The 19,452-nt window shown below is 67.0% G+C and carries 13 protein-coding genes; 7 read left to right on the top strand and 6 right to left on the bottom strand.

The window, feature by feature from the left end; translation table 11 throughout:
- Nucleotides 1-12 precede the first annotated feature (12 nt).
- Together rpoD and dnaG are read right to left on the bottom strand one after the other, a co-directional pair.
- Nucleotides 13-2,391, bottom strand: coding sequence for an RNA polymerase sigma factor RpoD (gene rpoD, locus PMI14_RS24990; RefSeq protein ID WP_007858614.1), 2,379 nt, complete (start codon nucleotides 2,389-2,391; stop codon nucleotides 13-15).
- Between the two features lie 248 nt (nucleotides 2,392-2,639).
- The gene (gene dnaG / locus PMI14_RS24985) at nucleotides 2,640-4,718 is read right to left on the bottom strand and encodes a DNA primase (RefSeq protein ID WP_035205646.1); all 2,079 of its coding nucleotides are present in this window, start codon (nucleotides 4,716-4,718) and stop codon (nucleotides 2,640-2,642) included.
- Nucleotides 4,719-4,883: 165 nt separating this feature from the next.
- Between dnaG and PMI14_RS24980 the strand changes: the two genes are divergently transcribed.
- The 3 genes from PMI14_RS24980 (at nucleotide 4,884) to PMI14_RS24970 (ending at nucleotide 10,339) form a co-directional block, all read left to right on the top strand.
- Complete coding sequence (locus PMI14_RS24980; protein WP_007858612.1) at nucleotides 4,884-6,170, top strand: solute carrier family 23 protein; 1,287 nt, start codon at nucleotides 4,884-4,886, stop codon at nucleotides 6,168-6,170.
- 115 nt (nucleotides 6,171-6,285) lie between these two features.
- The gene (locus PMI14_RS24975; RefSeq protein WP_007858611.1) at nucleotides 6,286-7,932 is read left to right on the top strand and encodes an acyl-CoA synthetase; all 1,647 of its coding nucleotides are present in this window, start codon (nucleotides 6,286-6,288) and stop codon (nucleotides 7,930-7,932) included.
- 166 nt (nucleotides 7,933-8,098) lie between these two features.
- On the top strand, nucleotides 8,099-10,339 hold the full coding sequence (locus PMI14_RS24970; protein ID WP_007858608.1) for a DKNYY domain-containing protein: 2,241 nt from the start codon (nucleotides 8,099-8,101) through the stop codon (nucleotides 10,337-10,339).
- Between the two features lie 22 nt (nucleotides 10,340-10,361).
- On the opposite strand, the gene PMI14_RS24965 is transcribed toward PMI14_RS24970, so the two are convergent.
- Nucleotides 10,362-11,252 carry a LysR substrate-binding domain-containing protein gene (locus PMI14_RS24965; protein ID WP_035205642.1) on the bottom strand — a complete coding sequence of 297 codons (891 nt, stop codon included), beginning with the start codon at nucleotides 11,250-11,252 and terminating at the stop codon, nucleotides 10,362-10,364.
- A gap of 116 nt (nucleotides 11,253-11,368) precedes the next feature.
- Here PMI14_RS24965 and PMI14_RS24960 point away from each other — a divergent pair, with 116 nt between their 5' ends.
- On the top strand, nucleotides 11,369-12,001 hold the full coding sequence (locus PMI14_RS24960; protein ID WP_007858605.1) for a pyridoxamine 5'-phosphate oxidase family protein: 633 nt from the start codon (nucleotides 11,369-11,371) through the stop codon (nucleotides 11,999-12,001).
- Nucleotides 12,002-12,054: 53 nt separating this feature from the next.
- Here the strand turns inward: PMI14_RS24960 and PMI14_RS24955 are convergent, their stop codons facing one another.
- Nucleotides 12,055-14,856: a di-heme oxidoredictase family protein gene (locus PMI14_RS24955; protein ID WP_007858603.1), complete on the bottom strand. Its 2,802-nt coding sequence runs from the start codon at nucleotides 14,854-14,856 to the stop codon at nucleotides 12,055-12,057.
- 423 nt (nucleotides 14,857-15,279) lie between these two features.
- On the opposite strand from PMI14_RS24955, the gene PMI14_RS24950 reads away from it, so the two are divergent.
- Nucleotides 15,280-16,113, top strand: a complete 834-nt coding sequence (locus PMI14_RS24950; RefSeq protein WP_007858601.1) for an aldo/keto reductase — start codon at nucleotides 15,280-15,282, stop codon at nucleotides 16,111-16,113.
- 37 nt (nucleotides 16,114-16,150) lie between these two features.
- Here PMI14_RS24950 and PMI14_RS24945 read toward each other — a convergent pair whose 3' ends face one another.
- A complete protein-coding gene (locus tag PMI14_RS24945) occupies nucleotides 16,151-16,828 on the bottom strand; it encodes a hypothetical protein (protein WP_007858599.1) in 678 nt (225 codons plus the stop codon).
- A gap of 70 nt (nucleotides 16,829-16,898) precedes the next feature.
- The gene (locus tag PMI14_RS24940) at nucleotides 16,899-17,876 is read right to left on the bottom strand and encodes a LysR substrate-binding domain-containing protein (RefSeq protein ID WP_035205641.1); all 978 of its coding nucleotides are present in this window, start codon (nucleotides 17,874-17,876) and stop codon (nucleotides 16,899-16,901) included.
- A gap of 148 nt (nucleotides 17,877-18,024) precedes the next feature.
- Here PMI14_RS24940 and PMI14_RS24935 point away from each other — a divergent pair, with 148 nt between their 5' ends.
- A complete protein-coding gene (locus PMI14_RS24935) occupies nucleotides 18,025-18,774 on the top strand; it encodes a sulfite exporter TauE/SafE family protein (RefSeq protein ID WP_007858596.1) in 750 nt (249 codons plus the stop codon).
- A gap of 152 nt (nucleotides 18,775-18,926) precedes the next feature.
- Entirely contained in the window at nucleotides 18,927-19,319 is a 393-nt protein-coding gene (locus PMI14_RS24930; protein ID WP_007858595.1) for a cupin domain-containing protein, read from the top strand.
- Nucleotides 19,320-19,452: the final 133 nt, after the last annotated feature.

Below are 19,452 nucleotides of genomic sequence, written 5' to 3'. Positions count from 1 at the left end.
CAGAGCTGTTGCTTACAGCGAGTCTATGAAGCTGCGCAGCTTGTCCGAGCGGCTGGGGTGCTTCAACTTGCGCAGCGCCTTGGCTTCGATCTGGCGAATGCGTTCGCGCGTCACGTCGAACTGCTTGCCCACTTCTTCCAGCGTATGGTCGGTGGACATCTCGATACCGAAGCGCATGCGCAGCACCTTGGCTTCGCGCGGCGTGAGGCCGTCCAGGATGTCCTTGACCACGTCGCGCAGGCCGGCCTGCATGGCGGCGTCGATGGGGGCGGTGTTGGCACCGTCCTCGATGAAGTCGCCCAGGTGGCTGTCGTCGTCGTCGCCGATGGGGGTTTCCATCGAGATCGGCTCCTTGGCGATCTTCATGATCTTGCGGATCTTCTCTTCCGGGATCTCCATCTTCGCAGCCAGGATGGACGCATCGGGCTCGAAGCCGAACTCCTGCAGATGCTGGCGGCTGATGCGGTTCATCTTGTTGATGGTCTCGATCATGTGCACCGGGATACGGATGGTGCGCGCCTGGTCGGCGATCGAGCGCGTGATGGCCTGGCGGATCCACCACGTGGCGTAGGTCGAGAACTTGTAGCCGCGGCGGTATTCGAACTTGTCCACGGCCTTCATCAGGCCGATGTTGCCTTCCTGGATCAGGTCCAGGAACTGCAGGCCGCGGTTCGTGTACTTCTTGGCGATGGAGATCACGAGGCGCAGGTTGGCCTCGATCATTTCCTTCTTCGCGTCGCGCGAGGTGGCCTCGCCCTCGTTCATGCGCTTGTTGATGTCCTTGAGCTCGGTCAGCGGCACCACCACGCGGGCCTGCAGGTCCATCAGCCTTTGCTGCAGTTCCTGCACGGGCGGGATGTTGCGCGCCATCACCGTGCTCCAGGGCTTGCCGGCGGCGGCCTGCTTTTCCACCCACTGCAGGTTCAGCAGGTTGGGCGGGAAGTCCTTGATGAAGGTTTCCTGCGGCATGCCGCACTTGTCCACGATGATGCGGCGCAGCTCGCGCTCCTTCTTGCGCACGTCGTCCACCTGGCCGCGCACCATGTCGCACAGCTTCTCAATGGTCTTGGCGGTGAAGCGGATGGTCATCAGCTCTTCCGACAGGGCGTGCTGGGCCTTCACGTAGGCAGGCGTGCCGTAGCCTTCCTTGTCGTAGATCTTGTGGACCTTCTCGAACAGGTCCCGGAGTTTGTCGAAGCGCTCGAGGGCCTGCTTCTTGAGTTCTTCGAGCTTCTTGGTCAGAGCCTTGGAGCCGCCCTTGCCGTCGTCGTCGTCGGCTTCGTCGAATTCGTCGAAGTCTTCCTCGGCCACGTAGTCGTCGGCCTCGTTGGGGTTGGAGAAGCCGTCCACGATGGTGGAGATGACGACCTTGCCCTCGCGGATCTCCTCACCCATGTTGAGGATCTCGGCGATGGTGGCGGGCGATGCGCTGATCGCCTCCATCATGGCCATCAGGCCGCCTTCGATGCGCTTGGCGATTTCGATTTCACCTTCGCGGGTGAGCAGCTCCACCGTGCCCATTTCGCGCATGTACATGCGCACGGGGTCGGTGGTGCGGCCGAATTCGCTGTCCACGGTGGACAGGGCGGCTTCGGCGGCTTCTTCGGCTTCTTCTTCACTGGCGCCCGTGGGGGCGTTGTCGGTGATGATCAGCGCCTCGGCATCGGGCGTCTGCTCGTACACGGCCACGCCCAGGTCGTTCAGCGTGGTGATGACGGCTTCGAGCGTTTCGGCATCGACCAGCTTGTCGGGCAAGTGGTCGGAGATTTCGACGTGCGTGAGGTAGCCGCGCGTCTTGCCCAGCTTGATCAGGGTCTTCAGGCGCGAGCGGCGCTTGGCCAGGTCTTCCTCGGACAGGACGGTCTCGTCCAGGCCGAATTCCTTCATCAAGGCCCGTTCCTTGGCCTTGCTGATCTTCATGCGCAGGGGCTTGACCTTCTCGGCCGTGGGCGCGGCCTCGGCTTCGGTCTCGACTTCACCTTCCAGGTCGGCTTCGATGTCCGACAGGTCGGCGTCGTCACCGCTCTCTTCGGCGCTTGCGCCGCCGGCAGCTGCCTTGGGCTTGCGGCCACGCTTGGCGGGCACCTTGGCCTCGGCCGTGGCGGCACCCGCGGCCTTGGCGGGGCGGCCAGGGCGCTTCTTGGGGGCTTCTTCGCCGTCTGCCTCGACGGCAGCCTTGGCGCGGGCTTTCTTGAGTTCTTCGGGGGCTTCCGTCTTCTCGGCAGACTTGTTCACAGGCACTGGTTTCACTTTCTTGGCGGCAGGGGCGGGCGCAGCGGCGGCTTTGGAGGCTGCGGCCTTGGCGGGAGCCTTGGCCGCAGTTTTGGAGACGGCCTTGGCGGCGGGTGCTGGAGCGGACTTGGATGGCTTCGCGGACTTTTGAGCGGGCATGAACAACCTCAGAATCAAAAACGGACACAAAGAAAACGCAAGCGCCACAGATCCCGGCGCGGGTGGCACTGCAAAAGCCGTGCTTTTGCAGCTCGAGGGGCATCCCTCAGGGGCAAGATGTCTGGGCGAACATTTGGTGTGCAGTCCTTGCGATGGGTGGGCGGTTGTGCGCGTTTGTCACGGTGGCCCGGCTCGGAGGTGCTGCTGTCGCTCTTGCCTAACCCTACATTATACCATCTGGGCCGATTTCAAGCCGCCTTGACGGTTGCACCCAATAAAACAACACGTTTTTGTTCCAGAACGCGGTAGCGCTCCAGGGCGGTGGGGTCCTTGGCCGCCTGCAGGATCAGCAGTTTCTGTTGTTCCTTGATGTCTTCGATGAGCATCCGGTTCAGTAGATCCCGCAATTCCAGCCGGAGTTCCGCCAGTTCGCCCTCGGTCTGGGCGTGGGCGCCGGTCATCACCTTGACGCCCAGTTCCTCGCATTCGTGGTCGCGCAGGCTCTCGCGCAGTACCGCCCAGGCCTGCGGGCCGTGCTCGTGGAACTGCGCTTCCAGCCAGGTGAACAGCGGTCCATGGGGCGCCGGCAGGGCGCACAGGGCGGTGTGGTCGTCGTGGGTGAGCTCTTCGAGAAAGCCCATGTGGGACAGCAGCAGGCGCGCAGCGTGGTCTGCCCGGCCCATGGCGGGGGTGCGCGGCAAGCGCGGCTGGGGGCCCCAGGGAGAGTCCTTGTCCTTCTTTTTCCACTTGCCGCCGCTGTTGACCCATTCACTGCTGCCGCCCTTGCGGAAGGGGGGCTTGCCATTGCCGGCCCCGACGCTTCCACCACCGCTGTAGCCGCCATGGCCGCCATCGCTCTGGCCCTGGTACCCGCCGCCCACGTAGTCGGGCCCATGGGGGGGCTGCCAGCCGTCCAGGTCGGGCGGGGAACCACCCCAGGGGGGCTCATCGGCAGACGGGTTGGCGGCTTCCTGCGTGCGTGAAGGCCGCTGCTGGGGTGCCGGCGCTGCGGCGGGAGCGCGGGCTCCGCCGGGGTTCCACAGCTCGGAGAGGTCACGTGCATTGAGCTGCGTGAGCTCGGCCAGTTCGCCCAGCAGCTGGCGCTTGAGCACCCCATCGGGCAGCGCCGTCCACAAGGGGCGAGCGTTGCTGGCCATGTGGGCGCGGCCCTCGGCGGTGGTCAGGTCGCAGCCGTCGCTGGCCGATTCGACCAGGAAGCGGCTCAGCGGCACTGCCTCGCTCACGTGCCTGGCAAAGGCATCCGTGCCATGGGCGCGGATGAAGCTGTCCGGGTCGTGCTCGGCCGGCAGGAACAAAAACTTGATGCTGCGCGTGTCCGTGGCGTGGGGCAAGGCGCCATCGAGCGCCTTGCGCGCGGCGCGCCGGCCGGCGTTGTCGCCGTCGAAGCTGAACACCACCGCCTCGGTGAAGCGCAGCAGCTTTTGCACATGCTCGGGCGTGCACGCCGTGCCCAGCGTGGCCACGGCGTTCGGAAAACCGAGCTGCGCCAGCGCCACCACGTCCATGTAGCCTTCGGTCACGAGCGCATAGCCATGCTCGCGGATGGGCGTGCGCGCCTCGAAGAGGCCGTAGAGTTCGCGCCCCTTGTGGAACACCGGGGTTTCGGGCGAATTGAGGTACTTGGGCTTGTCGTCGCCCAGCACGCGCCCGCCAAAGCCGATGCATTCGCCCTTGACGTTGCGGATGGGGAACATCACCCGGTCGCGAAAGCGGTCATAGCGCTTGTCCTGCCCGTCCTCGCCCACGATGACCAGGCCGCTTTCCTCGAGCAGCGGGTCGTCGTAGTGCGGGAACACGCTGGCCAGGCTGCGCCAGCCCTCGGGCGCATAGCCCAGGCCATAGCGCTTGGCCACCGCGCCCGAGACGCCCCGGCCCTTGAAGTAGGCAATGGCGCGCTGCGACTCGCGCAGCTGGCGGCGGTAGGCGTCACCGGCTTTTTCCAGCACGTCGGTCAGCGTGGCCTGCTTCTGGCGGGCGGCGGCGGCACGCTCCTTCTCCTGCGGGGAGATGTCGTCGTCGGGCACCTGCAGGCCCACCTGCTGGGCCAGGTCCTGTACGGCCTCGACGAAACCCATGCCCGCATGGTCCATGAGGAAGCCGATGGCATTGCCGTTCTTGCCACAGCCGAAGCAGTGGTAGAACTGCTTGGAGGGGCTGACGCTGAAGGATGGCGACTTTTCCCCGTGGAAGGGGCACAGCCCCATGAAATTGGCCCCGCCTTTCTTCAACTGGACGTAGCGGCCCACGATCTCGACCACGTCGGTGCGGGCAAGCAGTTCCTGGATGAATGACTGGGGGATGGACACCTGGGCATTTTCCTCCATCTGCAATGCCCGCGGTTGGACCCTGAATCCGGCTGCCCGGCCCTTGGGCCAGGTTGTCCCTGAAAGACGAAAACCTGCCGAACCAGCGCGTTGGGCCGCTATTCATCCACTAGCATTCCCGCCTCAAATCACAAGGAACAATACATCATGGGATTCATGAACTGGCAGGAAAAGAGTGCAGACGTGCTGCAGCAGGGGGGCGTGATCGCGCCGGATGAGCGGCTGCCCTGGCCGCAGACGGCGGCCATGGGCGTGCAGCACGTGATCGCCATGTTCGGCGCCACGGTGCTGGCGCCCATCCTGATGGGGTTCGACCCCAACGTCGCCATCCTGATGAGCGGCGTGGGCACGCTGATCTTCTTCATCGTCACCGGCGGCAAGGTGCCCAGCTACCTGGGTTCGAGCTTCGCCTTCATCGGCGTGGTGATCGCGGCCACGGGCCATGCGGGCAGCGGCCCCAACGCCAACATCGGCGTGGCGTTGGGCGGCATCATCGCGTGCGGCCTGCTCTACACGCTGATTGGCGTGCTGGTGCAGGCCATCGGCACGGGCTGGATCGAGCGCTTCATGCCGCCCGTGGTCACCGGTGCCGTGGTGGCCGTGATCGGCCTGAACCTGGCGGGCATCCCCATCAAGAACATGGCAGCCAGCAACTTCGACAGCTGGATGCAGCTCGTGACCTTCGTGAGCGTGGGCCTGGTGGCCGTGCTCACACGCGGCATGGTGCAGCGCCTGTTGATCCTGGTGGGCCTGATCGTGGCCAGCATCATCTACGCGGTGCTCACCAACGGCATGGGCCTGGGCAAGCCGATCGACTTCTCCGTCCTGGCGAACGCCGCGTGGGTGGGCATGCCCAACTTCGCCGCACCGGTGTTCAGCGGCAACGCCATGCTGCTCATCGCCCCGGTGGCCATCATTCTGGTGGCCGAGAACCTGGGTCACATCAAGGCCGTGACGGCCATGACCGGCCGCGACCTGGACCGCTACATGGGCCGCGCGTTCATCGGCGATGGCGTGGCCACCATGGTGAGTGGCGGTGTGGGCGGCACGGGCGTGACCACCTATGCGGAGAACATTGGCGTGATGGCGGCCACCAAGATCTACTCCACCGCCGTGTTCCTGCTGGCGGGCGTGTTCGCGCTGGTGCTGGGCTTTTCCCCCAAGTTCGGCGCGCTGATCCAGACCATTCCGCTGCCGGTGATGGGCGGGGTGTCGATCGTGGTGTTCGGCCTGATCGCAGTGGCCGGCGCCAAGATCTGGGTGGACAACAAGGTGGACTTCTCGCAGAACAAGAACCTCATCGTGGCCGCCATCACGCTCATCCTGGGCACGGGCGACTTCACGCTCAAGTTCGGCCAGTTCGCACTGGGCGGCATCGGCACAGCCACCTTCGGCGCCATCCTGCTGTACGCGCTGCTCAACCGCAAGGAATGAGCCGCCAGGAAGGACGGACGGCCCGCGGGTTGGCCCTGAATGCGGCGGCATGGCCCTTTGGTCTAATGGCCCGATTGCCCTTAGAACAGGTTCTCAACTGCCAAGGAACGCCGCCATGCCCCCTATGTTCGACCAGCACCTGGAGCGCAACAGCGCCAACTTCGCGCCCCTGTCGCCCCTGTCCTTCATCGAGCGCACGGCCGAGGTCTACCCCGACCGCCTGGCCATCGTGCACGGCAGCCTGCGCCAGACCTGGGGCCAGACCCATGCGCGCTGCCGCCAGCTGGCCAGCAGCCTGAACCGCGCCGGCATCGGCAAGAACGACACCGTGGCGGCACTGCTGCCCAACACCCCGCCCATGGTGGAGGCGCATTTCGGCGTGCCCATGGCCGGCGCCGTGCTCAATGCCATCAATACCCGGCTCGATCCCGAGACCATTGCCTTCATGCTCGACCATGGCGAGGCGCGCGCCATCATCGTCGACCCGGAGTTCACCGGCACCCTGGCCAAGGCCCTGGCATGGCGCAAGTCCCAGGCGCCGCTGCTGGTGCTCACGGTGCAGGACGCCGTGTACGGCCCGGCCGTGCAGGACCTGGGCGGCACGGACTACGACGCCTTCGTGGCTGCAGGCGATGCCAAGCACGCGTGGGAACTACCGGCCGACGAGTGGGACGCCATTGCCCTGAACTACACCAGCGGCACCACCGGCAACCCCAAGGGCGTGGTCTACCACCACCGCGGCGCGGCTACCAATGCCATCAGCAACGTGCTGGAGTGGGATATGCCCAAGGGGGCGGTCTACCTGTGGACGCTGCCCATGTTCCACTGCAACGGCTGGTGCTTTCCGTGGACGGTGGCGGCACGCGCGGGTGTCAACGTCTGCCTGCGCCGGGTGGAGGCGCAGGCCATCTTCGACGCCATGCGCGAGCATGGTGTGACGCACTACTGCGGCGCACCCATCGTGCACGGCATGCTGGTGAACGCACCCGATGCCATGAAGGCCGGCGTGCCCGCCGGCATAAAGGCCATGGTGGCGGGTGCCGCGCCGCCGGCCTCGATGATCGAGGGCATGGAGAAGATGGGCTTCGATCTCACCCATGTGTATGGCCTGACCGAAGTCTATGGCCCAGCCACCGTGTGCGCCAAGCATGCGGCCTGGGACGAACTGGACATCGGCGAGCGTGCCCGCCTGAACGCCCGCCAGGGCGTGCGCTACCACCTGGAGCGCGACGTGCGCGTGCTCGACCCCGCCACCATGCAGCCCGTGCCGCAGGACGGCGAGACCATGGGCGAGATCATGTTCAAGGGCAACATCGTGATGAAGGGCTACCTCAAGAACCCCAAGGCCACGGACGAAGCCTTCGCAGGCGGCTGGTTCCACAGCGGCGATCTGGCCGTGCAGTACCCCGACGGCTACATCAAGATCAAGGACCGCAGCAAGGACATCATCATCTCGGGCGGCGAGAACATCTCCTCCATCGAGGTGGAAGACGTGCTCTACCGCCACCCCGCCGTGCTGGCCGCCGCCGTGGTGGCACGGCCCGACCCCAAGTGGGGCGAGACACCCTGCGCCTTCGTTGAGCTCAAGGCCGGCGCCACGCTCACGCCCGAGGACATCGTGGCCCACTGCAAGCAGCACCTGGCGGGCTTCAAGGTGCCGCGCGCCGTGGTGTTTGGCGAGCTGCCCAAGACCAGCACCGGCAAGATCCAGAAATTCGAGCTGCGCAAGCAGGCGGGCTCTGCCAGCGCCATCGACGTTTGAGGGCCTGTTCAAAAGCAGCAAGAGGGCGGCCGGCGTCCAGTGATATCGCGTGCATTCGTGCACTTTTCCTCATCGCTGCGTTGTTCTCACCAGACAGTGCGGCGTGTGAGGACATGCGCGCACTGTAATCAATGGGCTGACCCTGTTCCTCGCTGTTGACGTCCTCATGTCCCAACCCGTTGCCCTCATCGCCCGCATCCCGCTGACCGAAGCGGCCTTCAAGAAATTCCTGCGCAGCAAGGCCGCCGGCTTGCTGGCCGACTGCATTGCCGACGAGCTGATGCAGCCTTCCAACGCCTACCCGGTGTTCCGCTACCTCAAGCTGGAGCAGGCGCTGTTCGCGTTTTTCTATTTCAACCACGGCAATGCTGCATTCCTGCAGGAATCCCGCGAATGGCAGGCCTTGCAGCAGCTGGCGGCGCATGCCACCGGGCCGGGTGGCTTCGTGCTGCACAGCCTGGACGCGCTGAATCTGTTCGACGACACCGTTGCCGCCTACCAGGTGGCGGAGGGGCGCTGCACGGAAACACCGCTGGCGCTGGTCCAGGGGCTGGACCAGCCGGCATTCCTCAAGGAATGCAAGAAGCACTTCTTTCGTGCCACCGAGGTCCACTTCGCGCTGCAGTTGCCCAAGGGGCGCATCGTGGACAAGTCCATTGCCAAGCGCAGCCTGGCGCGTGTCGAGGCGCAGCGCATCGAGCGCCTGGTCGACAGCTTGCACGAGGCGAGCTTCGTGCAGCCGATGCACCTCTTCGGCGACTACTTCTTCAACGGGCAGTGCGTTTATCACAAGGCCGGCGACATCACGCCGCTGCCCGAGATCGATGCCGCGAGCTTCCGCCCTGCCGCATGGGGCGGCACCGATGCGCGGCACGCCGTTGTCGCAAGGCAGGTCCTGCAGGTGGACGCCGCCAGCTTCCGGATGCTGCAGAAGGGAGAAACGGAGTTCTACAAGGACCAGTCGCAGGTGTTCTCCACCGACTTCCATGGCGAGGCGACATGGCCCCGGCAACTGCGGCGCATACCCCAGGCCGACGCGCACAGCTTCAAGCTGCGGGGCGATTTCCTGGCCGAGGACGCGCACCATTTCTACTTTCGCGGCAAGGTGGTGCCGCGTGCCGACATCGGCACCTGCCGGGTCGAGCCGGCGGGCTACTTCCATGACCTCAAGCTGCTCGTGGGCGAGCATGCCGTGTACCTGGGCGCGGACCGCCTGCCGCTCGATGCCGCGAGCTTCCGGCTGGAGCACGACCTGCCGGTAGAGGGCACAGGCATCGCATTCGTCAACGCCTATGTGGTCGGTGATGCCAGCGGGCGCTACCTGCTGGATCGGGAGTGTCTGCCAAGCGGTCGATTCGACGGCTTGCGGCTCACGCCCGTGGCGGACCTGGCGGCTGCGCAGGTACTGCTGGCGCAGAGGGGGCAGGCCTACCATGACCGCAATCAGCCCGGGCAAGGCCGCCCTTCGATGCCCCACCCGGCAAGCCCGGAGGACCGGGCCGCTATTGGCGCCTATGCAGACCTTTTTGCGCGTTGGGCCAGCGAGCACTTCGATGCGGAGTACGCGCGCGATCGCCTGGATGCCGACGGCTCGCTGTACCGCGATGTCAACAACTACTTTTATGCGCTGTTCCAGCTGGGCCGGCCGGCCGAGGTGATTGCTTTTTATCCGCGCATAGAGGCAACCGCCTGGTTCAATCCCCACCTCTTTCACCACACCGCCTGCAGCTACGCCGCCCTGGGCCGCGTGGACGAGGCACTGGAGGAGGTGCGCCGGGCCATGGTCTATCGCTATCCGCACCTCGACAAGCTCTGGCAAGACCCCGATCTGTCGGCGCTGCACCAGCACCCCGAATTCCAGGCCATGGCCGAGCAGGCACGGCAGACCTCCACACCTCAGGTGTCGCCGCAACTGCTGGATTCCATCCTGGAACTGCCGCCCATCGACGGGCAGCACGGCACCCGGGCGCTGGGCGGATTCTTGCGCCGGCTGGCGCTTGGCACTTCGTTCGCACCGCTGGCCGATGCGCAGGACCCGGCGCGCGACCACCCGCTGCGGCAGGTCTTCACACGCTACCTGAACCACCACCTCGTGGAGGGCACGGCATCGAGGTCCTATGCCCGCAACTCACCCAACCAGGGCGATTTCTACCTGGCCTACCGCGCGCATCCCTACCTGCATCCTCTCGCCCACTGGAAGCGCTTCGAGGGCACCTACGCAGCAGCACATTCCTATGCCAACACCGTGGATGCGAACGCCATCGTGGCCGCGGCCCGGTCGCTGCTGCCCACCCTGAAAGCCGCTGTCGCTGCGGCGCAGGCGGCGGGCGATGCCGAGGTGCTGGCCGACATCGAGCGCGAACGTGAATGCAACGGCTTTTTTCGCCACCTGATGGCGCAGGACTGACCTGCGCTGGCTGCCCAGTCGTTCAGTCCAGGGGCGGCAACTGCGCCTGCAGCCACTGTGCAAAGCACTGCGCCTCGGGCGCCGCGTCAGGTGCCAGGCCGTAGTAGTGGCGCGTGAGCGGCAGGCGCAGCGCGGGCAGGGGGCAGACCAGGCGGCCGGCGGCCAGGTCGTGGGATACCAGCGAAGCCGGGGCCAGCGCAAAGCCCAGGCCATCGATGGCCGCCTGCAGCACGAAGTGCAGGTGGTCGAACTGCAACTGGCCTGCGGGCCGCAGGCGGGGCGTTCCCACCTGGCGCTTCCAGTGGTCCCAGTCGTCGGGGCGCGAGCGCGACCACAGCAGCACGTGGGCGGCCAAGCCGCGGGGTTCGGCCACGGCTGCGCTGGCGAACAGGGCCGGGGTCCCCACGATCAGCGCCTCGTCCTGCAGGAAGGGCTGCACGGCGATGGAGGTCGGCCAGCCCGTGGTGCGGCCCCGGCGGATCGCCACGTCGAAATGCTCGCTGGCCTGGTCCGGCGGGACGGTACTGGTGACCACCTGGGGTGCGATGCCGGGGAACTGCGCCACAAAGGCCGGAAGGCGCGGAATCACCCAGCGCACCGCGAACGAGGGGCGCACGTTGATGGTGACCGTGCGGGCGGGCGCGTCCTGCATCAGCGACTGCGCGGCAGCGCCGATCTGCGCAAGCGCCGGGGCCACCTCGGCAAAGAAGCGCTGTCCCTCGGGCGTGAGCGACACCTGCCGCACGCGCCGCTCGAACAACGCCACGCCCAGGAACTCCTCCAGCGCCTTGACCTGCCGGCTGATGGCGCCATGCGTCACGAACAGCTCGGCCGCCGCCAGCGTGAAGCTCTGGTGGCGCGCCGCCGCCGCAAAGGCGCGCACGGCATTCAGCGGGGGCAGGCGGGGTGTCATACGTGCGATTTTCTCACGCATGGCGGGCCGTAAACTCGTTTGTCGCCGGCGGTGCCGCACTGCACCATGGCGGCCATGTTCTGCCCGATCTTCGCCATCAACCCCTGGAACCTGCCATGACCGCTACCGTCGCCGATACCGCCCATTCGATCGAGAGCATTGCCCAGCTCGAAGCCTTGTTCGGCACGCCCGGCGAAGCATCGCTGTCCAAGGAGGTGCCTTTCGTGCACCCGTCGTACCGCGCCATGATCGAGGCCTCGCCCTTCGCCGTGCTGGCCACCTCGGGCCCGGGCGGGCTCGATGCCTCGCCGCGCGGCGATGCGCCGGGCTTCGTGCAGGTGCTGGACGAGCACACCCTGCTGCTGCCCGAACGGCGCGGCAACAACCGCGTGGACAGCCTGCGCAACATCGTGGCCGACCCGCGCGTGGCGCTGCTGTTCCTGATCCCCGGCGTGGGCGAGACGCTGCGGGTGAATGGCCGCGCCAGCATCACCACGGCGCCGGATCTGATGGAGCGCTTCGTGGTCAGCGGCCAGGCGCCCAAATGCGTGATCCGCATCGCGGTGGAGTCGGTGTATTTCCAGTGTGGCCGCGCCATCCTGCGCTCGCGCCTGTGGGAGGCGGTGGACCCCGCCGCGCCGCGGCCCGTGCCCACGCCGGGCGCGATCCTCTCGGCCATCAGCCAGAGTTTCGACGGCGCAGCCTACGACCAGGCACTGCCCGAGCGGCAACGCACAACCCTCTATTGAAACGAAAAAAGGCCGCTGCAGGCGATTCGCCCGCAGCGGCCTTCAGGATCAGATCACAGCGAGCGCAGGAAGGCCAGCAGCGCTTCGCGGTCGGCCGTGGGCAGGGCCTCGAAGCGGCGGCGTGCCGCGTCGGCCTCGCCACCGTGCCACAGCACCGCTTCGGTCAGCGAGCGGGCGCGGCCGTCGTGCAGGTAGCCCACCTTGGCAGCCTGGCCCGCACCCATCACCTTGTCGGTATAGCCGATGCCCCACAGCGGCGCGGTGCGCCACAGCGCGCCGGTGGCCTGGCCCTGGGCGAAGTTGTCGGCCAGCTCGGCGCCCATGTCGTGCAGCAGCAGGTCGGAGTAGGGCTTGATGGTCTGGTCGCGCAGCTCGGCGAACAGGTGGCCCGAGCCGGTCTTCATCTCGGCCGTGTGGCAGGCCACGCAGCGCAGGCTGTCGAACAGCTTGCTGCCCAGGGCCACCTGCTGCGGGTTCACGCGGTGCTCGTCCAGCGGCGCCACGCCCTTGGGGAATCCGCTGGCCTGGCTGCGCTGGGCCGGCACGGCCACCAGGGCCAGGTAGTTGGAGATGGAGGCCAGGTCGGCCTCGGTGATGCCGGGCTTGCGCACGCCCGATGCGCAGGCGCTGGGGCCGTAGTTGCAGTCGCGCGAGGGGTAGACGGTGGAGGTCACCGACATGTCCTGCAGCAGCGCCGTGGAGGCCTGCTGGCGCAGCGTGGCCTTGGACGCCTTCCAGCCGAAGCGGCCCAGGCGCACCACGCCGCTCTCGGGGTCGTAGACGTAGTTGGGCACGCCCTTGACGCCATCGGCATCCGGGGTGGCGCGTGCACGGGCCAGGATGTCGGCTTCGGGTACGGCTTCCAGCAGGCCCATGCCGATCATGGGCGGTGCGGCGCGCAGCGAGTGCACGGCTGGCACGGGGCCGTCGAAGCCGAGCACGGGCTTGCGCAGCTCCACCACGGTGCCATCGGCCAGGCGCACGTTGCGCGTTTCGAACTTCGCCACGCGCACGCTGTTGCCCCAGTCCTGCGCCTCGCCGGTGGCGGCGCGGGCGTTCATCTGCAGCACGCTGCCGTAGCGCGGGTGCGGCTGCTGCTGGCCGCCCTCGCCCAGGCTGGCAGTCTGCAGCGACATGCTGTCCAGGCGCTGGTTGACCTGCATGGGCGCAGGGCTGCGGCCGTTGTTGATGTGGCAGGCCACGCAGGCCGACTGGTTGAAGTGCGTGCCCTGCAGCTTGGCGGCGGGCAGGTAGGGGTCGTTGCCCGGCTCGCTGTGGGCCCCGGTGTCGAAGCTGGTGTGGATCAGCCGGCGCCCCTCGACGAAGCGCTGCATGTTCTGCATGCCCACGTTGTTGAAGGGCTGCTGGAACATCGAGGCGCCGTTGTCCGAGTAGTTGTACGAGACCGAGCCCGTGCCGCCCGAGAGCGTGATCGCCGGCAGCGGCGCCGAGTTCAGCCGTGGCTGCACGCCATACCAGGGCACCAGGCCCGTGCCCACCACGTACAGCCATTCGGCCGAGTAGTAGCGGATGCCGCCGTTGTCGCCCTTCCCGGCCATGGATTCGCGGGTGCTGAACATGGCAGGAGAGACTTCGATCGCATCGCCGGCCACCAGCGCGCGCGAAGGCACGTTGGTGCCGTTGGGCAGGCCGTCGGCGCCCAGTCCGCCGTGGCCCGGGTAGTCCTTGATGCGCAGGGTGCAGGGGCCATTGATGCCGTCGGGGCTGGCCAGGCGGCCATTGGCCGGGTAGGGCGTGGGCGTGCAGACCTTGGCGTTGCGGTCCACCAGTTCGCCCGGGTTCATCCAGCCGTAGCCGGTGACACCGGGCCGGTCGAAGGCGCGGAAGAACGCCGTGTCGCCCGCCAGGAAGTCCACCGTGGTGTAGCGGTTGACCACCAGCGTGGGCTTGGTGACACCCGCCACGCGGCTGTTGTCGATGATCTCCATGCCCCAGGTGCGGTTCTGGAAATACTGCGTCACGAAGGTCAGGTGTGCGCCGGGGCCCTTGTCCACCGGGGCGCCCGTGACCGGGTCCACCGTGTCGTTGGGTCCGAAGCCGATCTCGTTCCACTCTTCGCCGCGCTCGCGGCCATGGCGCCCCAGGGCACGTGCGCCGAAGCGCGTCACCAGTGTGCCATCGGCCAGGCGGAACTGGGTCAGCTCGGCGGCCTCGGGTGCGGCTGGCAGGGGCGCCAGGCCCTGGCCATTGGCCGGGTAGCGCCAGGCCGAGGTAGTGCCTACGCCCTGGGTGTTGTCGGTGCCCGGTGTCTTGAACTCCACCTCGAACAGCGAGTAGCCGTAGCCACCGGCCCGCGCCACGCCCTGCAGGCGGATGTAGCGTGCGCTCATGCCCAGGTTCAGGAACTCCTCGGTGCCGCCCTTGCCGTTGGTGACGTAGCGGATCTGCGTCCAGCTCTCACCGTCCTGCGAGACCTGCAGCGCGTACTCCTTGCCGTAGGAGCGCTCCCAGACCAGCTTCATGTAGCCCACATCGACCTTGGCGCCAAAGTCGAACTGGATCCAGGCATCGTCCACGAAGGTGCTGCCCCAGCGGCTGTTCGGGTTGCCGTCGATGGCGGCGCTGGCCGACATGCCGGGATTCTCCACGGCAGAGGAGGTGGCCTTCACCGGCTTGATCGCCACGCCCGGCTGGGTGGGCGCCGCTGCAGCCACCTCGTAGGCGGACTTGTGCTGGACGTACACCACTTCGGACGAGGACTGCGAAGCCCCCTGGCCGCTGCCGCCGCTGTCCGAACTGCTGCCGCCGCCGCAGGCGACCAGGCCCAGGGCCAATGCGCTCAAGGCGCCCCAGCGCGCACCGCGGTGCGCGCCCTTTTTCATCGTGTGCTGCATGCTGTTCCCACCCCGCATCCGTGTGCGTTTGTTGTGGGCAAATCATAGGCATGCAGGCCATCGCGCCGTCTACCGCAGTTGCGTGGGCGCCTCAGTTAATTTGCGTTAATTAATTGCAGAACGTATGCAGACGTATCTGCCAAGGGTCCGTTGTGGGTCCATGTCTATCGGCGCGTGGCTTGCCCCCTAGGTTCTCCCTGTTTTGGGGCGGTTGCATATGGATGCATTTTGGTAGGCGCGGCGGAAATATTTTATTTGGCAGCCAATCGGGTTGATGGCAAAGGACCGCCTGGACAACGCAGTCCCTTCGGCTGGCGCCATGGGACGCGGTTGTGCAGCCAATTGGCAGGCGTGCGAAGATGCTTTGCAAAGCCGCATGCAGCGGATCGAATCTCCCAACCGCCAGACGCCAGGAACCCCGCAATGACCCAGCCGCCTCCTTCCCTGCCCCTCAACGACGGCCGCTCCATCCCCCAGCTCGGCCTGGGTGTCTGGCGCACGCCGGCCGATGCCACCGCGCAGGCCGTGAAGGCCGCGCTGGCCTCGGGCTACCGGCACATCGACACGGCAGCCATCTACGGCAACGAGGCCGGGGTGGGCGAAGGATTGCGCGCCAGCGGCGTGGCGCGGGATCAGGTGTTCATCACCACCAAGCTGTGGAATGCCGAACAGGGCTTCGACAGCACTCTGCGCGCCTTCGACGCCAGCATGCAGCTGCTGGGCCTCGATGTGCTCGACCTGTATTTGATCCACTGGCCCTGCCCCTCGCGCGAACTGTATGTGGACACCTGGCGCGCTTTCATCCGCCTGCGCGACGAAGGGCGTGTGCGCTCCATCGGTGTCTCGAACTTCGAGCCCGAGCACCTGGACCGCATCGTGCAGGAGACGGGCGCCAAGCCCGTGCTCAACCAGATCGAGCTGCACCCGCGGTTCCAGCAGCACCGGCTGCGCGACTACCACGCCGCCCACGGCATCGCCACCCAGGCCTGGAGCCCGCTGGGCCAGGGCCAACTGCTGGAGGATGTGGCCATCCAGGCCATCGCCAGGAAGTACGGCAAGACCGCCGCCCAGGTGGTCGTGCGCTGGCACATCGACATGGGCCATGTGGTGATCCCGAAGTCGGTGAACCCGGGCCGCATCGCCGAGAACGCGGGTGTGTTCGACTTCGCGCTGGACGCGCAGGACATGGCGGCCGTCGCGAAACTGGACCAGGCGGAGGGGCGCATCGGGCCCAATCCGCTGACGGCGGCGTTCTGAGTGGGCACGCGCCGGACACTGCCTGGCGCCCGGCCCGCTATTGCGGAGAATCGGTATCGCGATCCTTCGCGGAGGATGCCGAGCGCAGCTTGCGCTCGTGCCCGTCCATCTCCTTGAACGCCACGATCTCGCGCCCGCGGTACTGGGCGTACTCGGCCATGAAGGCCTGCGTGTCTGCATACGGGCCGGCGATATGGCCCGGCCGCTTGGAGTCGGCAAAGAACCAGGTCTGGCCATCCCGCTGGAACGAGGCCACCCAGTGGCGGCGCAGGGTGTTGCCGCGGATGGCGATAGGGTTGAATTCGATCATCACGTAGCCGGGGCGCGAGGCCGGGTCCACGGCGCGCAATGTCTCCACGGCAAAGCGGGACAGGTCCACGCACACGCCACGGGGGTTGGCAAAGAAGGCCGCCGGTTCGTGGATGGGCATGCGAGCGCTGCGGCTGCGCTGGGTCTCGGACAACTGCATGGCGCGCTGCAGGTCGTACTCGAAGCGCGCACCTATCCAGGTGTTCACCTCGGCCGCACCCTTCCAGCGCTGCAAGGCTTCGGCATACGAGGCCGGTGCGTCGGCCAGGGCCCTGGTGGTGCGGCCTGGCTCCGGCGCATCCGAGGCCGGGTCGGCGGTGCTGCCAGCGGACTCGGCCAGCGGCGCTCGCGCAGTGCAGCCAGCCGCCAGGCTGGCGGCGGCGATGACAAGCGTTCTTCGTTGCATGGCTGGTGTCCCCGGTTCCTGGGCTCTATGGAGTGGCGCCCCGCGCCAAAGGTTCCCTGCGCAGCGGAACTCAGGCCTGCTCTGCCGCAAACCCCGTGGCCGCATCGCGCAGGGCCTGCGCCAGCAGCGCCACCTCCGCGTACTGCGCCCCTTCGGAGCGCTGGAACAGGGTGATGGGCGGCAGCGTCCAGCCAAAGCGGTGCGGCACGATGGCCACGCCGGCAATGCGCACCAGCTCCTGCGCGATGTCGGCCGGCACGATGGAGACGGCGCGTTCGCTGGCGGCGATCAGCTCGCCGATGATCTTGGACGACAGGCTCTCCACATAGGCCTGCGGTGGCGCCACGCCGGCACGCAGAAAGAAGTCGGTGATCTGCTCGCGCATGGGGGTCTGGCGCGCGCCCAGCACCCAGTCGAGTTCGGCGAGCTCGGGCCAGGACAGCGGGCGCCGCGCCAGTCGTGCTGCCAGTCGGCGGTGGGCGATGAGGCGGGGTTCCTGGTGGTAGAGCACCTCGTGCACCAGTCCGTCCATGTCGAGCACGGCCGAGGCGCGGCCTATCACGCAGTCGAGTTCGTGCGCGCGCAGGCGCTGCAGCAGGTGGTCGCTGGTGCCCTCGTGGATGCTGACGGTGGCGCGCAGCCCGCGCGGCCGGGTCTGTCCGATGGCGGCGGCCAGCAGGCGGCCCGGCACGAAGGGGATCACGCCGATCTGCAGGTGGGCGGCGCGGCCGGCGCTGGTGGCCTCGATGTCCAGCGCCCAGTGGGTGAGGTCCTGCAGCATGGTGCGTGCTCGGGCCAGTGCCAGGGTGCCGAGCGCGGTGGGCACCATGCCGCGCGGCAGGCGCTCGAACAGCGGCGCACCGAAGAGTGCCTCGAGTTCGGCCAGCGCATGGGTGATGGCCGGCTGGCTGGTGGCCATGTGGTGCGCCACGCGGGTGAGGGTGCCGTGCGTTTCGATCTGCTGCAGCAGCACCAGGTGCCGCATCTTCAGGCGAGAGGCCAGCCGGGCCTGCAGGGCCTGGGTGGCGTCGGTGTCGTGGGGTGGCATGGCGGTCTGGAATGGGTATGCGGAAAATCGCATGGGTGAATAGTAATTGCTGATGGTTTGCTTATATGGAGCGACCACAATCCGTGGATGCATGTGGCTGCCGTACGGTACGGGCACCAGGCAACAACAGCAGTAGCGGGGGCAGGCAATGGATTCGTCGGTGTTCGTGATCGTGGCGCTGGGTGCGGCGGCGGCAGGCTTCGTGCAGGGCTTGTCGGGCTTCGGCTTTGGCCTGACGGCCATGTCGCTCTGGGCCTGGACGCTGGAGCCGCGCCTGGCGGCGGTGCTGGTGGTCGCGGGCTCGCTCACGGGCCAGGTGCTGGCGGCGTTCTCGGTGCGCCGGGGCTTCGACAGGCTGCGCCTGCTGCCCTTCGTGCTGGGCGGGCTCGCCGGCATCCCCATCGGCGTGGCATTGCTGCCGCGGCTGGACATGGACGCCTTCAAGATCGTGCTGGGCGTGCTGCTGGTGCTGTGGTGCCCGGCCATGCTGCTGGCCCAACAGCTGCCGCGCATCGCGCGCGGCGGCCGGCTCGCCGATGCGGTGGTGGGCATGGCAGGTGGGGTGATGGGCGGCATCGGCGGCTTCACCGGCGTGCTGCCCACGCTGTGGTGCACCCTGCGCGGCTGGGACAAGGACGCCCAGCGTGCGGTGATCCAGAACTTCAACCTGTCCATGCTGCTCGTGACCATGGTGGCCTACCTGGCCACGGGCATGGTCACGGCGCCCATGCTGCCCTACCTGGCGGTGGCGCTGCCGGCCATGCTGGTGCCCGTGCTGCTGGGCGCGCGGCTGTACCACGGCATCAGCGAGGCGCGCTTTCGCCAGATCGTGCTGGGCATGCTCACGCTGTCGGGCGTGGCGATGCTGGCATCCGCCTTGCCCAAGCTGGCGGGATGACGGGGCCTTCAGATTCCTGACGGCCCAAGCACGCGCAGCCCGGCACGCTCTAATATCTCCACCGGCAGTGCGCCCTGCGCTGCCGCGACAGACAACAACACTGGAGACATATGACGACAAAAGCAATCTCTGCATGGGCTGCGTGCGCAGCCATGGCCCTGTCCTTCGCTGCCACGCCCGCCCTGGCCGACGTGTTCACCAAGGAAGAACTCATCAAGGTCAACAAGGAAGCCGCGGGCGGCGGCAAGGGCACCCTGATCGGTGAATACGCATTCACGCGCGACAAGGCCCTGAAGGACCAGGCGATCAAGGAAATCAGCTGGCTGACCCTCAAGCCCGGCGACTCCATCGGCTACCACAAGCACACGACGAACGAGGACACCTACATCATCATTTCGGGCCGTGGCACCTTCAAGGACAAGGATGGCAAGGATGTGCCGGTGAAGGCCGGGGATGTGACCATCGTGCGCAAGAACGAATCACATGGGCTCACGAACACGGGCACTGAGCCGCTGGTTTTTGTGGATGTGATTGCAGAGCAGTAATTTCCCTGCATGCATGTGCGATCTGTTGTGAGCGGCATGCCTTAGTCGAGGGCGGAGACCGGGTCTCGGCCCGGCGGCCGAGGTACTTGTTCTTTGCTTCGCCAAAGAAAAGTACCCAAAAGAAAGGCGACCC

Origin of the sequence: Acidovorax sp. CF316, from assembly GCF_000276605.1 — a bacterium.
GTDB lineage: Bacteria > Pseudomonadota > Gammaproteobacteria > Burkholderiales > Burkholderiaceae_C > Acidovorax.
Note: the sequence above shows the minus strand (reverse complement) of the source record. Positions and strands in the feature narration are given on the sequence as shown.